General features: G+C 73.8%; 12 protein-coding genes. 2 read left to right on the top strand and 10 right to left on the bottom strand.

Annotation, left to right across the window (positions count from 1 at the left end; translation table 11 throughout):
- Positions 1–12: 12 nt before the first annotated feature.
- The 3 genes from DMP15_RS08800 to DMP15_RS08790 all read right to left on the bottom strand — a co-directional run bounded on the left by DMP15_RS08800 (position 13) and on the right by DMP15_RS08790 (position 3,819).
- A complete protein-coding gene (locus DMP15_RS08800) occupies positions 13–1,569 on the bottom strand; it encodes a serine/threonine-protein kinase (protein WP_100878500.1) in 1,557 nt (518 codons plus the stop codon).
- A 139-nt stretch (positions 1,570–1,708) separates the two neighbouring features.
- Complete coding sequence (locus tag DMP15_RS08795) at positions 1,709–3,034, bottom strand: transglycosylase family protein (RefSeq protein ID WP_337825600.1); 1,326 nt, start codon at positions 3,032–3,034, stop codon at positions 1,709–1,711.
- A 158-nt stretch (positions 3,035–3,192) separates the two neighbouring features.
- The gene (locus tag DMP15_RS08790; RefSeq protein WP_073575559.1) at positions 3,193–3,819 is read right to left on the bottom strand and encodes a mycothiol-dependent nitroreductase Rv2466c family protein; all 627 of its coding nucleotides are present in this window, start codon (positions 3,817–3,819) and stop codon (positions 3,193–3,195) included.
- A gap of 104 nt (positions 3,820–3,923) precedes the next feature.
- Here DMP15_RS08790 and pepN point away from each other — a divergent pair, with 104 nt between their 5' ends.
- Positions 3,924–6,530: an aminopeptidase N gene (gene pepN / locus DMP15_RS08785; RefSeq protein ID WP_161152017.1), complete on the top strand. Its 2,607-nt coding sequence runs from the start codon at positions 3,924–3,926 to the stop codon at positions 6,528–6,530.
- A 64-nt stretch (positions 6,531–6,594) separates the two neighbouring features.
- Here pepN and DMP15_RS08780 read toward each other — a convergent pair whose 3' ends face one another.
- The 7 genes from DMP15_RS08780 to DMP15_RS08750 all read right to left on the bottom strand — a co-directional run bounded on the left by DMP15_RS08780 (position 6,595) and on the right by DMP15_RS08750 (position 13,134).
- Positions 6,595–6,969, bottom strand: coding sequence for a hypothetical protein (locus DMP15_RS08780; RefSeq protein ID WP_161152018.1), 375 nt, complete (start codon positions 6,967–6,969; stop codon positions 6,595–6,597).
- Between the two features lie 117 nt (positions 6,970–7,086).
- Entirely contained in the window at positions 7,087–8,646 is a 1,560-nt protein-coding gene (locus DMP15_RS08775; protein ID WP_161152019.1) for an ATP-binding protein, read from the bottom strand.
- A gap of 100 nt (positions 8,647–8,746) precedes the next feature.
- Positions 8,747–9,418 (bottom strand): response regulator transcription factor, encoded by a 672-nt coding sequence (locus tag DMP15_RS08770; protein ID WP_100878505.1) that lies wholly within the window; start codon positions 9,416–9,418, stop codon positions 8,747–8,749.
- Between the two features lie 151 nt (positions 9,419–9,569).
- Positions 9,570–10,049 carry a DUF5130 family protein gene (locus tag DMP15_RS08765; protein ID WP_073575554.1) on the bottom strand — a complete coding sequence of 160 codons (480 nt, stop codon included), beginning with the start codon at positions 10,047–10,049 and terminating at the stop codon, positions 9,570–9,572.
- The gene (gene ctaJ, locus DMP15_RS08760; protein ID WP_062397046.1) at positions 10,036–10,290 is read right to left on the bottom strand and encodes an aa3-type cytochrome oxidase subunit CtaJ; all 255 of its coding nucleotides are present in this window, start codon (positions 10,288–10,290) and stop codon (positions 10,036–10,038) included. The genes DMP15_RS08765 and ctaJ overlap by 14 nt, the downstream gene beginning before the upstream one ends.
- A gap of 11 nt (positions 10,291–10,301) precedes the next feature.
- A complete protein-coding gene (locus tag DMP15_RS08755) occupies positions 10,302–11,732 on the bottom strand; it encodes a DUF2252 domain-containing protein (protein WP_073575553.1) in 1,431 nt (476 codons plus the stop codon).
- A gap of 52 nt (positions 11,733–11,784) precedes the next feature.
- Positions 11,785–13,134 (bottom strand): UDP-glucose dehydrogenase family protein, encoded by a 1,350-nt coding sequence (locus DMP15_RS08750; RefSeq protein ID WP_202417155.1) that lies wholly within the window; start codon positions 13,132–13,134, stop codon positions 11,785–11,787.
- A gap of 101 nt (positions 13,135–13,235) precedes the next feature.
- Here DMP15_RS08750 and DMP15_RS08745 point away from each other — a divergent pair, with 101 nt between their 5' ends.
- On the top strand, positions 13,236–13,904 hold the full coding sequence (locus tag DMP15_RS08745; RefSeq protein ID WP_073575552.1) for a GPP34 family phosphoprotein: 669 nt from the start codon (positions 13,236–13,238) through the stop codon (positions 13,902–13,904).
- Positions 13,905–13,906 lie beyond the last annotated feature (2 nt).

The following is a 13,906-nucleotide window of genomic DNA, read 5'->3' as shown; positions in this document are numbered from 1 at the left end:
CGGTCGGGACGGTCAGGCCGTGCTGAACGACTGCAGGATCTCCTGGCCCTCGCTGTCGGTGCCGACGACGAACCGGTAGTTCTCCCGGGTCGTCGTGCCGTCGTTGCGCATGAACACGACGGTCGCGGTGACCGTGTTCGGGCCGGCGTTGCGCAGGTTCTCGGCGTAGACGTTCCGCACGGTGCTGTAGAAGGTCCGGAAACCCTGGATGCCCTGGCTCTGGGCCTGCGCCTGCGGGCTGAGCATCGCGAACGCGCCGTCGATGTCGCCGGGCAGCATCCGGTAGTAGTTCTGCACGAACGACACCGGGTCCTGCACCTGCCCGGTGCCGGTGGTCGGTGTCGGCGTCGCGGTGGTCGTCGGCGCGGGCGTGGTCGTCGGGGCCGCGCTCGGCGTCGGCGACCCGCTCGTCGGCGGGGCGGCGATCACCGGCGGGGCGTCCTGCTGCCGGCTGGTCGAGTAGACGCCGAACGCGACACCGCCACCGACGACGAGCAGCACGGCCACCGCGCCCAGCACGACCGGGGTGCGACGACCCCGCCCGTCCCGGGAGCGGGTGGCACCGCCCCGTCGGCCACCACGGCCGCCGGGGCCGGGGATGACCTGCGGTGCGGGCACGGCCGGCGCGTCGACGACGGTCCCGCCGCCCTGCGCCTCGCGCCCGTCGGACGCACCCGCGCCGTCGCCGGTGTCCATCACCGCGGTCGCCGTCGACGGCGTCGCGAGACCGGCGACGGACTGGCCCGCGGCGATCCGGGCGAGCGCCTCGCGGGCCTGGGCGGAGCTGGGCCGCTCGGCGGGGTCGTTGGCGAGCAGGCGCATCAGCAGCGCGGTCAGCGGGCCCGCATCCTGCGGCGGGGTGATCGCGCCGGTGGCGACCTTGTGCAGCAGGGCGTAGGCGTTGTCGTCGAGGCCGAACGGCGGCTCGCCCTCGACCGAGGCGTAGAGCATCGCGCCGAGCGCGAAGACGTCCGAGGCGGCCGTCGGCTCCTGGCCTCGGGCGACCTCCGGGGCCAGGAAGGCCGGGGTGCCGGCGATGACGCCGGTACGGGTGAGCTGCACGTCGTCGACGGCGCGCGACACGCCGAAGTCGGTGATCTTGGCCCGGCCGTCCTCGGCGATCAGGACGTTGCCCGGCTTGATGTCCCGGTGCACGACGCCCGCGGTGTGCGCGGCGGCCAGCCCGTCGGCGACCTGACGGCCGATCGCGGCGGCCTCCCGCGGCGGGATCGGCCCCTTCTCGGCGAGCACCGCGGCCAGCGAGCGCGACGGCAGGTACTCCATGACCAGCCACGGACGGTCGTCGTGGACGACGACGTCGAACATGCTGATCACGTGCGCGTGCTGCAGGCGGGCGCCGATCCGGCCCTCGCGCAGGATCCGCTGGCGGGACTCCTCCAGCTGCTCGTCGGACGGCAGGGCCGCCGCGAGCAGTTCCTTGACGGCCACCGTGCGGTTCAGCAGCTCGTCCGTCCCCCGCCACACGGCACCCATCGCACCGGCACCGATCCGCTCGTCGAGCCGGTAGCGGTTCCCGATCCGGTGGGCGTCGGGGGTGGGCGAACTCATGAGGTCCAAGGGTAGGGAATCGAGGCCGGGCCGCCGTCGGCAGGGCAGGTGCTGCGAACGACCGGGAGAGGGACCACGGACCCTACGCGACCACCGGTCGCGCAGCCAGCGACCGTACGCCACACCACAGGACCACCGATCACCTCGGAAGGCCCAACTTGTTGGCACATGCCGGCCACGATCCGTAACCGCCGCGGGCGTCGCGGACCTTGGTCGCGATCTCGATCTGCTGCTCCTTCGTGGCTCCGTCGGCGGTGGGGGCGTACGTCGTGCCGCCGAAGTCGCTCCAGGTGCCCTTGTCGAACTGCAGACCACCGTGGTAGCCGTTCCCGGTCGAGATGGACCAGTCGCCGGAGGACTCGCACTGCGCCAGCTCGTCCCAGGTGCCCTCGGCCGCCTTCGCCGACGACGACGGCGCCGGCTCCTTCTTCGTCTCCGGCTTCGGGGCGGGGGCCGCGGGGGCCGGGGCGTCGGCGTCTCCCCCGCCGCTCCCGTTCCCGCGGTCCTCGTCTCCCCCGTCGCCCTTGTCGCCCTTGTCGCCGCGGCCCTCGTCGCCGCCGGACCGGTCGCCACCGGAGCCGCCGCTGCCGTCCTCGGCGGAGTCGTCGCCATCGGACGATCCACCGTTCCCGCCGGGAGGGGCTCCGTCGCCGCCGGAACCGCGGAAGTCGCGGTCCTCCGGCTCCGATCCCGAGGCCGGGCCGTCGCCGGCGCTGCCGCCGGAGGGGTGGCCGGAACCGCCGGAGCCCGACGGGGAGCCGCTGCCGGAGCCGTCGTCGCCCCCGCCCCCGTCGCCACCGGTGCCGCCGTCGCCGCCGGAGCCATGGCCGTCGCCGGACCCGCCGGCTCCATGGCCGTCGTCGGACCCGCCGGAGGCCCCCGCCGGGTCCGGTGCTCCGGCCGAGCCGTCCGAGCCGGAACCGTCCGCCCCGCCGCCCCGGCCGGACCCCGCCCGCGCCGCCGCGGACCGCACCCGCTCCCCCACCGCCCGTGCGACGGCGTCGGCGTCGGGCGCGCCGTACCCGGCGGCGACGTCGTCGACGACCAGGACCCAGTCGCGGCTCCCGTCCGGGCCCTGCGGGGCCGGGAACCGGGCGATCCCCGAGCTCGCGAGCCGGGCCAGCTCCAGCGTCGTCCCGGTCGCGGGCTGGACCCACCACGGGCGCGCGGTGTCGCCGGAGAGCAGGTCGAGGTCGAGGACCACGTCGCTGCCCGCCGGGGTGTGGCCGAGCACGTAGGACCCGTCCTCGGCCCCGGCGATGTCGACCCGGCTGTCCACCGCCGCGGCCCGCACGGTGAACGCGCCGTCGGAGTACGGGCTCAGCGACGTCCGGGGCACCGCGTCGGCGAGCGCGCCCCGGTCCAGCACTGCGCCGACCGCGAGCTGCCCGCCCACGAGCGTCCCGGCGACCAGCGCCACCGCTCCGAGCACCGACGTCGTCCGCCGCGAGAACCAGGTGTCCACGGCCGGGCACTGTGCGCCCCCGCGGCGCCCGCCACGGCCGAACGGGCGATCCCGTTCGCGATCGCGAGCGGCACCGCCGGGTGATCGTCACGGGTGAGGGGTCCGGTGCCCCATCCGGCACCGGACCCCTCGATCGCGGCGATCACGCCGTCACCGGCTCAGTAGTCGAAGGACGGGTCCTCGGTGCGGGTGCGCTTGAGCTCGAAGAAGTGCGGGTTCTCGGCCAGCAGCCGGGCGCCGTCGAACAGGCGGCCGGCGTCCTCGCCCTTCGGGACCCGGGAGATGACCGGCCCGAAGAACGCCACGCCGTCGACGTGGATGGTCGGGGTACCGACGTCCAGACCCACCGGGTCCATGCCCTCGTGGTGGCTGGCGCGCAGCTTCTCGTCGTACTCGGTGGAGTGCGCGGCCTCGGCCAGCGACTCCGGCAGGCCGAGCTCCTTCAGCGCGCCCGCGATGACGTCGTCGAAGTCCTTGTTGCCCTGGTTGTGGATGCGCTCGCCGAGCGCGGTGTAGAGCGGCGCCAGGATCTCCGGGCCCTTCAGCTCGGCGGCGGCGATGCACACGCGCACCGGGCCCCAGCCCTTCGACATGAGCTCGACGTACTGCTCGGGCAGCTCACGGCCCTCGTTCAGTACGGACAGGCTCATGACGTGCCAGGTGACGTCGACGTCGCGGACCTTCTCCACCTCCAGCACCCAGCGGGAGGTCAGCCACGCCCAGGGGCACAGCGGGTCGAACCAGATGTCGATGCGGGCACGGCCGTCGGCAGCAGGAGTCGTCATACCCGGCGCAACACCGGGCACCGGCCGCGGATTCCACGGGCCGCGCCCCGGGCACCGTGATTGGATGCCGACGACACCACTCCCCCGAGAGGACCCCGAACGACGTGACCCCGCCCAACCTCACCCGTGCCCAGGCCGAGGAGCGCGCGGCGCTGCTCGACGTCTCCACCTACGACGTCACGATCGACCTGACCGACGGCGCCGGAGCCCCCTCCGAGCGGACGTTCGCGGTGACGACCACGGTGCGCTTCACCGCCGCCGAGCCCGGTGGGAGCACGTGGATCGAGTGGGTCGGCGACGGCATCACCTCGGCGACGCTGAACGGCACCGAGCTCGATGCCGCCGCGTGGACCGAGGAGGACGGCCTCGCGCTGCCCGGTCTCGCCGCCGACAACGAGCTGACGATCGTCGCGACCGGTCTCTACACCAACACCGGTGAGGGCCTGCACCGCTTCGTCGACCCCGTCGACCAGGCCGTCTACCTGTACTCGCAGTTCGAGACGGCCGACTGCAAGCGGCTGTTCCCCTGCTTCGACCAGCCCGACCTGAAGGCCCGCTACACCCTCACCGTGACCGCGCCGGAGGACTGGAAGGTCATCTCCAACGCCCCGGCGACGGTCGAGGGCGGGGTGCACCGCTTCGAGCGGACCGAGATCCTCTCCACCTACCTGGTCGCGCTGATCGCCGGGCCGTACGCGAGCTGGCACGACACCTACCGCGACGAGCACGCCGAGATCCCGCTGGGAATCTTCTGCCGCGCCTCGCTGGCCCCGCACATGGACCACGAGCGGATCTTCACCGAGACCCGGCAGGGCTTCGACTTCTACCACCGCAACTTCCGCGTGACCTACCCGTTCGGCAAGTACGACCAGCTGTTCGTGCCCGAGTTCAACGCGGGTGCGATGGAGAACGCCGGCGCGATCACGTTCCTGGAGGACTACGTCTTCCGGTCGCGGGTGACCCGCACGCTCTACGAACGGCGCGCCGAGACGATCCTGCACGAGATGGCGCACATGTGGTTCGGCGACCTCGTGACCATGCGCTGGTGGGACGACCTGTGGCTCAACGAGTCGTTCGCGACCTGGGCGTCGGTGCTGTGCCAGGCCGAGGCGACCGAGTACACGGGCGCCTGGACGACGTTCGCGAACCTCGAGAAGTCCTGGGCCTACCGGCAGGACCAGCTGCCCTCGACGCACCCGATCGCCGCGGACATCCCGGACCTGCAGGCCGTCGAGGTCAACTTCGACGGCATCACCTACGCCAAGGGCGCGTCGGTCCTCAAGCAGCTCGTCGCCTACGTCGGTCTGGAGCCGTTCCTGGCCGGGCTGCGCGACTACTTCGCCGCCCACGCCTGGGGCAACGCCACCTTCGACGACCTGCTGGGCTCGCTGGAGAAGGCGTCCGGCCGGGACCTGTCGGACTGGGGCGCGCAGTGGCTGCGCACCACCGGCCTGAACCTGCTGCGCCCGTCGTTCCAGGTCGACGAGGCCGGGACGTTCACGTCGTTCGACGTCGTGCAGGGCGGCGCCCGGCCGGGTGCCGGTGAGCTGCGCACGCACCGGATCGCCGTCGGCGTCTACGACGACGACCCGGAGACCGGCAAGCTCGTCCGCACCCACCGCGTCGAGCTCGACATCTCCGGCGAGCGCACGGCCGTCCCGGAGCTGGTCGGGCTGTCCCGCGGCAAGCTCGTCCTGGTCAACGACGACGACCTCACCTACTGCGCGCTGCGCCTGGATCCGGGCTCGCTCGCGACCCTGGTGGACCGGATCGGCGACATCGCCGAGTCGCTGCCGCGCACGCTGTGCTGGTCCTCGGCGTGGGAGATGACCCGTGAGGCCGAGCTGAAGGCCCGTGACTTCGTCACCCTGGTCGCCGGCGGGTTCGACACCGAGTCCGAGATCGGCGTCGCGGCGCGGCTGCTGCTGCAGGCCCAGACCGCGACGGCGTCGTACTGCACCCCGGAGTGGGCGCAGGGCCGCGGCTGGCCGCTGCTGACCGACGCGCTGCGGTTCCGCCTGGACACCGCCCCGCCCGGATCGGACGTCCAGCTGGCCGTGGTCAACGCGCTGACCGCCTCGGTGCTGCCGGAGAACACCCTGGACCGGATGAAGGGCTGGCTGCTCGACGTCGACGTCCCGAACGGGCTGACCGTCGACGCCGACCTGCGCTGGCGGCTGCTGCACGCGCTCGTCGCGCACGGGAAGGCCGGGGAGACCGAGATCGCCGAGGAGGCCGATCGTGACGCCACCTCCACCGGGGCGCGGCAGGCCGAGCGGGCCCGCGCGCTGATCCCGACCGCGGAGGCCAAGGAGCGGGCGTGGCAGCGTGCCGTGCACGACGACTCCCTGCCGAACGCGATCAACGAGTCGGCGATCTCCGGGTTCTCCCACCCCGCACTGGCGGCGGTGAGCCCCGGGCTGCTCGACGGCTACGTCCAGCGCTACTTCGACGAGATCGACGGCGTGTGGGCGCGCCGGACCTCGGAGCTGGCGCAGAACGTCGTCGTCGGGCTGTTCCCGTCCTGGGCGGTCGCGGAGCCGACCGTCGCGGCGGCGGACGCCTGGCTCGCCGACGAGTCCAAGCCGGCGTCGCTGCGCCGGCTCGTGTCCGAGGGGCGCGCCGGGATCGTGCGCGCGCTGGCCGCCCGTGAGTTCGACGGTCAGGCCACCCCTGCCCCGGAGCGGACCACCGCGGTCCAGCAGCCCTGACCCACGCACGACGGCGCCCCGGGAGTCCGTGCTCCCGGGGCGCCGTTCGTGTGTCGGGGTGTGGTCAGCGGCGGCGCAGCCACCGCCGCAGCGGGTTCGTCGACGCCGGTTCGTCGGCCGGGCGGAAGCCGGCGCAGACACGCGGTCCGCAGCTGCCGCAGTCGGTGCCCGGTCGGTAGTGGTCGTGCAGGTCCTCCGGGTGACCGCAGGTGCACAGTCCCACCTGCGGGACGACGGGCGCGGGCGGACCGGCCGGGGTCTTCGGCTCGGACGGTGTGCGCGGCCGGGGCAGCGCCGGGACGGGCTCCAGGCCCGTCGGCGGTGTCAGGACCGCGGCCGTGGGGGTGGCGGGGGTCCTGCGGTCGGTGCCGTCGTTCTCGTGCGCCATGGTGACCTCCTTCGTGCCGGCGAACGGCAGCGCGGACGACCATCGCGTCATCGCACCGTGCCGTTGCGTCACCAGTATGAGATCGGGTGGGACGCCTGGGAATGGCTCGCGGCGACGAAAAGACCTGCCGTGGACGGAACGGCAGGTCGTGGATACCTCGCCACCCGATCAGCGGGCCACCGGAAGTGTGAGCACGGCAAGACAGCCACGGGGCGCGTCCACCGTACGGAGCACCAGGGTGCCGCCGTGCTCCCGAGCGAGCTGGGCGCTGATGTGCAGCCCGAGCCCGGAGCCGCCGGCGGCCTCGTCGTGCCGCCCGCGGACGATCTCGAGCTGCTCCTGCCCGTCGGGCAGGCCGGGGCCGTGGTCGCGGACCTCGACGGCGACCAGACCCGGCTCGTCGGCGAGGCGGGCCCGCACCACCACCGGGGTCCGGGGCGCGTGCCGGTCGCAGTTGGCCAGCAGGTTCGTCACGACCTGGCGGGTGAGCGACTCGGGCGCGGCGACGGGGGGCAGGTCGTCCTGGGTGTCGAGGGTGATGCAGCGGCCGTCGCGCAGGTCCACCAGGGTGCGCAGGGCCTCCCCGACGTCGTGCTCGCCGCCGGGGCCCGCACCCGGCGACGGGGTGACCGGGGCGTAGGCCGGGCCGTAGTCGAGCAGGGCGGCGTCGCGCCCGTCGACCATCGGGCCGGCCACCGAGTCCTCGACGGTGACCGGGGTCTGCAGCATCTGGCGGAGCCGGTTCAGCTCGGCGAGCACCGCCTCCCGCATCCGGGCGACCTGCGGGTCGTCACCGGGGCGGGTCGTCAGCAGCTGCGCGGCGCCGGCCAGGCCCGCCAGGCCGTTGCGCAGCTCGTGGTCGCGCTCGGCGGTCTGGCCGGTGGCCCGTTCGAGCAGCGCCGACGCCTCGCCGAGGGTCTCCTGGAGCTGGTCGTAGTCGTCCTGTATCTGGGTCACCGCACGCAACGCCATGGTCAGCAGCGCGGTGAGCACCACGCCCATCCCGAGCACCCGCAGCGACGGGTAGACCAGGCCGTCCGTCGGTTCCCGGCCGGGCACGATCGCCCGGTACAGCTGCGACACCGCGACGATCAGCAGGCCGAGCCCCATCCGGGCCCGGATCCGGCTCGGACGCCGGTAGCCGTCGAGCAGGAACAGCACCGCGACCAGCGCCCAGCCGCTCTGCACCACGATCGAGTAGAGGGGCGAGGTCGCCACCATCCGGGTGAACGGGCTCTCCGCCTGCGATGCGACGACCCCGCCGATGACGAGGGCGACCGCGGCCAGCGCCCAGCCGCCCCAGGCCCCGAGGGCCGGTGGCGGCCGCAGCGCGGCGACCAGGATGCACAGGCTGATCACGAACATGGTCAGCACGGCCAGCCGCGGGGTGCCCGCCGGGTACTGCGGCAGGACCAGTGCGGACAGCGGGAGGAGCACGACGCCGTAGAGCAGGAGGGCGGCCCCGAACCACGACGGACGGGGGTCTCCGGACAGCCGCCCCGTCACCAGCGCGACGATCGCCGCCGCCGAGCCGACCGCGGCCGCCACGAGGGTGAGCACCGCTGTCGCGTCGGACAGGTCGATCCGTCCGTCGACCACCGCGGGGCGGCTCACCGCCACCACGAGGACGGCCAGGACCGCGACGACGAGCACATCGGTCAGGTGTCCGGCCAGGAACCGGGCCCGCCGCTGCGGGCCCAGGAGCGCGCCGAGGAAACCGGACGCCACGTCCCCTCCGCTCCGAAGATGTCGCCGGACTGATGAGATTGCGATGATAGGACTCGTCATTCTCGATGACGTTCGGTGGCGGCGTTGTGGGCCGAACGGGTCAGATCCCGGCGGCCTTGCGGTAGAGCGCGACGGCCTCCAGCTGGGAGCCGACCTCCAGCTTGGTCAGCACCGCGCGGATCTGCGTCCGGACCGTCGCCAGCGAGACGACGAAATGGTCGGCCACCGACTGCGCACGCTTGCCACCCGCTAGGAGGGCGAGGACCTCGCGCTCGCGCTGGGTGAGCCTGCCCAGCTTCTCGTGCAGGTCGCGACGCTCGTGCTCCCGGTCGCGGTGCAGCCGGATGAACTGCTCGCGGCGGCCCGGCGGCATGATCGAGCGCCCGGCGTGGGCCTCGCGGATGGCGCTGAGCAGCGCCGGGAACGGCGCGTTCTTGGGGACGAACACGAACCCGCCCGCGTCCAGGGCGGCGCCGACCCGGCCTGCGTCGGAGCTGCCGGACAGCACCACCACCCGCCAGCCCGCCTCGCAGAGGGGGCCGACGAGCCGGACCCCGTCGATGCGGTTGCCCTCCGGGTCACGCCCCAGGTCGAGGTCGAGCACGATGAGCCCGGGCGTGACGCGCCGGGCGTGCTCCAGCACCGCGGCGGCGGAGCGGACCGGCTGGAAGGTCGCGTCCTCGCCCTCGGCGCGCAGGTTGAGGGCGAGAGCGGACCCGACCAGCTCGTGGTCGTCGACGATCAGGATCGGGCTGCCGGTGGGGCCGCTCACCGCTCGGTCCTCCCGCTGGGCACCATGGGGGACACCTTAGAGCCGGTGCGCCGATCGTGGTGGCCCGCGAGTGACGGACACGCGGGCACCGCACTGTCCACGGACGCGACGGGGTGTCCGCCCGTGGTGTCCACCGATGGGAAACCCCAGCTCAGGGGCGACTGCCGGCCTGGTCCGCCAGCATCCTCAGTCCGGACAGGATTCCACCGAACAGATCGCCCTCCTTGAAGGACGCGACCATGCTCATGAGAGCGAGCTTGGCGCCGCGGTCGGGGAGGCGGACCTTCGCCTCGGCGCCGGTCACGATCTCCAGCAGGCGCTGCTCGGGGCTCACGGCGACGAGCACCGCGTCCTCGTGGTCGTCGACGCGCCCGTGCAGGTCGACCGCGGTGGCCCGCGCGTCGGCACCCAGGTCGCCCAGGTACAGCGCGAACCGCAGGCCGGTCTCGCGGCTGGCCAGGTACAGGGCCTCGTCCAGGCGGGTCAGCTGCACCGGGGTGAACGGGTGCGCGGCCGCGGACGGCTCGACGAAGTTCTCGGCCACCGACAGGCGACCGGAGTTCGTGACGACCGACCCCTCGGGCAGGTCCTCCTCGTTGCCGGTGAAGACGGCGAGGTCACCACTTGCCACCGGTACCTCCTCGGGTGTCGCCGCCCTCAGACGGGGCGGTGTCGCCGTGTCCGGCATGCGCGGCGTGGTGCCCCGCGGCGGACGGCTCGGCGATCCAGAACAGCGGCTCGTACGGCCAGGGGTCACCCGCGTTGTAGCGGGGGCGGTTGCTCCGGTTCCGCACCGCGATCCAGCCCCAGATCGCGAAGTACAGGACAGCCGGCGCGACCACGAAGACCAGCAGGGTTTCGACGACGGTCACGGGGCCAGAACCTAGCCGATCGCCGTGCCCGGCACCTGCTCAGGTGTCCGATCCGACAGCCGCCCGGACCGCACCGCGCGGACCAGCGCGTCATGATCGGCTTCGGTCTGGTCGGCGTAGGCCCTGGCGAACGTCGCGAGCGCCGCGGCCACCTTGCCGCCCTTCCCCAGGTAGCCGGCGATCATCGACGCCCCCGAGGTGCGAGCGTGCCCCTTGGCGAGCAGCCTGCCGCAGACGTCGGCGTAGTCGGCCAGCGCGGGGGCGTCGAGGGTGTCGGGGACGATCGCGCCCTTCATGTCACGGAACTGGCGGACGTAGTACTGGCGGCCGTTGATCGTCGTCCAGCCCAGGAGCGGGTCGGAGACGGTCTGCAGGGCCTGTTGGTACTCCACGACCCGCTGGCCCTGGTGGGCGTGCCAGGCCTCGCCGCCGTGCACCCACGGCGCGACGACCGACCGGCGTGCCTGCTTGAGCTGCAGGAACAGCACGTCGTCGGGGCTGGAGCCCTCGCAGAGCACGAGGTAGGCGCGCAGCCCGACCGAGCCGACCCCGACGACCTTGTGGGCGACGTCGACGGCGTGGTAGCCGCCGAGGATCCGGCTCCAGTGCGGCGGCAGCGTCGCGAGGTACCCGTCGAGGGCGGCCAGGATGCGCGCGGTGTGCTCGCCGTCGGGGTGGGTGATCAGCGGTGGCTCGGTGACGATCCGCCGCGCACCGCCCTCCTCGGTCACGAACCGGGGCAGCGCACGGTCGCTGGTGCGCCGGCGCGCCCGTTCGGCGGCCTTGTCGATGACCCGGCGCGAGGTCTTGTGGTCGGCGTCCGAGCGCAGGGTGTCGATGTCCATGATGTCGAACGAGCGGGCGAGCAGCGGCTCGTCGGCGAGGTGGCGCAGGTGCTCGGCGTAGGAGGTCACGCAGCGGGTGGCGGCCTCGCCGCACTGCTCCTCGGTCGCGCCGGAGTCCCGGCCGGCGACCCAGGTGGAGGACACCAGACGTCGCAGGTCCCACTCCCAGGCGCCGGGGTGGGCCTCGTCGAAGTCGTTGAGGTCGAAGACCAGGTCGCGCTCGGGCGAGGCGTAGAAGCCGAAGTTGCCCAGATGGGCGTCGCCGCAGATGACGGGGTGCACGCCGGTCTCGGGCAGCACCGCGAAGTCCGCGGCGTGCAGGGCGGCGGCGCCGCGCAGGAACGCGTGCGGGGATGCGGTCATCCGCTGGATCCGCAGCGGGACGAGCTCGTGCACGCGCCCGGCGTTCTGCGCCTCGACGACGTCGACCGGGTCGGCCCGGCGCAGCTGCGCGGACCACTCGGCGAGCCCGGACCGGGGCGCGACCTTCCGCAGCCCCTTGCCGATGCGGTAGCGCTCGGCGCGGGGCGTGGAGGCGCGCTGCAGCGAGCCGAACGCCGCGCGGTCCGATCCGGCGAGGACGGGGTGCGAGGTCACGCCTGCGTTCTACCGCACGGCGGGCCCCGGAGCCCGCGCGGTGGGCCCGGGCTCAGACGTTGCGCCTGCCCAGCGCGCGGTAGGTCCAGCCCGCGGACTCCCACGCCTCGCGGTCCAGGGCGTTGCGGCCGTCGAGCACCCGGCGGGTCTTCACGACCTTCCCGAACGAGCCCGGGTCGAGCTCGCGGTACTGCTTCCACTCGGTCAGCAGCAGGACGGCGTCGGCGCCCTCGGCGGCCTCCTCCGGGGTGTCGACGCAGTCCAGCTGCGACCAGTGCCGCCGCACGTTGGGCAGCGCCTGCGGGTCGGTCACCCGGACGTTCGCGCCCTGCAGCTGCAGCTGCGCGGCCACGTTCAGCGCCGGGGAGTCGCGGATGTCGTCGGAGTCGGGCTTGAACGCCGCGCCCAGCACCGCGATCCGCTTGCCGAGCAGGGAGTCGTCGCACACCTGGCGGGCGAGCTCCACCATCCGGATCCGGCGCCGCATGTTGATGTTGTCGACCTCGCGCAGGAACGTCAGCGCCTGGTCGGCGCCCAGCTCGCCGGCGCGGGCCATGAACGCCCGGATGTCCTTGGGCAGGCAGCCGCCGCCGAAGCCGAGCCCGGCGTTGAGGAACTTGCGGCCGATCCGGTCGTCGTGGCCGATCGCGTCGGCGAGCTGCTTCACGTCGGCGCCGGTGGCCTCGCACAGCTCGGCCATCGCGTTGATGAAGGAGATCTTGGTGGCGAGGAAGGAGTTCGCGGCGGTCTTGACCATCTCCGCGGTGGCGTAGTCGGTGACGACCTTCGGCGTGCCGTCGGCGACGATCCGCGCGTAGACGGCGTCCAGGACCTTCTCCGCGTCCACCGCGGTGTCCGCGCCGGACAGCGACGGGACGCCGTAGACGAGCCGGTCCGGGTGCAGGGTGTCCTGCACCGCGTAGCCCTCGCGCAGGAACTCGGGGTTCCACGCCAGCGCGGCACCCGGCACGCGGGCGGCGACCTGCTCGGCCAGCCGGGCGGCCGTGCCCACCGGCACCGTGGACTTGCCGACGACCAGCTCGCCGGGCCCCAGCACCTCGATCAGCGACGCCGTCGCCGCCTCGACGTAGGTCAGGTCCGCGGCGTACTCGCCACGACGCTGCGGGGTGCCGACACACACGAAGTGCACCGCGGCGCCCCGGGCGTCGGCCATGTCCGAGGAGAACGACAGCCGCCCCGAGTCCAGCGACCGGCGCAGCAGCTCCTCGAAGCCCGGCTCGAAGAACGGGACCCGGCCCGCGGCCAGCGACTCCGCCTTCGCGACGTCGACCTCGATACCGACGACCTCGTGGCCCAGCTCCGCCATCGAGGCCGCGTGCACGGCTCCGAGGTAGCCGCACCCGATGACCGACAGCTTCAGCGGGGTGGTGTTCTCCGACATGGCCGGAGGTTAGCTGCCGCCCCGGACGGGCTGTCGCAGACGTCGGGCAGTGTGCGTCCCGGTGACGCCGAGGTGTCGCGCCGGCACTAACGTCCTCGCCCGTGCGGACCCTGCTGCTGGCCGAGGAACTGCTCCTGCTGGGGCTCGACCGCTCGACCGGCCGGATCGGTGACCGGTTCGACGGGCGGGTCCTGCCCGTCGCGCTGGTGCGCGACCTGGTCGACGCCGGCGCACTGCACCTCGACGGCGGGGACGGCCCCGACGGCGGCGACACCGTGACGCCGTCGGGCGGGGAGCCCGACCACCCCGCCCTGGCCGCGGCGCTGGCCGCGGTGACCCGGGACGGCACCGACACCGGCTCGCACGCCGTGGCCGCCACCGCGGCACACCTCGCGCGGACCCCGGCGGGCTCGGCGGGCGGCGCCGTGGGGCAGCTGGTCGCCGACGGGGTCCTCGCCGCGCAGGAGTACCGCCGGTTCGGGCTGTTCCGCCGGGTGCTGCTCACCGAGCAGGACCCGGAGCCGGCCCGGGCGCTGCGCACCCGGCTGGCGTCGCTGCTGGTCACCGAGACGGCGCCGGGCGGGCACGACGGCCTGCTGCTCGCGCTGCTGGGGCTCACCGACCTCGCCGGTGACGTCCTGCCGCCGGAGATCGACGCGGAGACGCGCGGGGTCGCGCAGCACCGCGCGGCGCTCGTCGCGGAAGGGGCGGCGCGCGACCCGTTCGTCCGGGCCTACTTCGCGGTGCGGTCCGGGTGGGCCGGGAACTGAGC

The sequence above is a fragment of the Pseudonocardia sp. UM4_GMWB1 genome (assembly GCF_017312155.1).
Taxonomy (GTDB): domain Bacteria; phylum Actinomycetota; class Actinomycetes; order Mycobacteriales; family Pseudonocardiaceae; genus Pseudonocardia; species Pseudonocardia alni.
The sequence above is the reverse complement of the archived record's forward strand: the minus strand, read 5'-3'. Positions and strand labels throughout refer to the sequence as shown.

Bases quoted from the DNA above. Each gene is read 5' to 3' on its own strand.
- DMP15_RS08750 (WP_202417155.1), bottom strand. From the start codon at position 13,134: ATGTCGGAGAACACCACCCCGCTGAAGCTGTCGGTCATCGGGTGCGGC.
- DMP15_RS08780 (WP_161152018.1), bottom strand. From the start codon at position 6,969: ATGACGCGATGGTCGTCCGCGCTGCCGTTCGCCGGCACGAAGGAGGTC.
- DMP15_RS08800 (WP_100878500.1), bottom strand. From the start codon at position 1,569: ATGAGTTCGCCCACCCCCGACGCCCACCGGATCGGGAACCGCTACCGG.
- DMP15_RS08790 (WP_073575559.1), bottom strand. From the start codon at position 3,819: ATGACGACTCCTGCTGCCGACGGCCGTGCCCGCATCGACATCTGGTTC.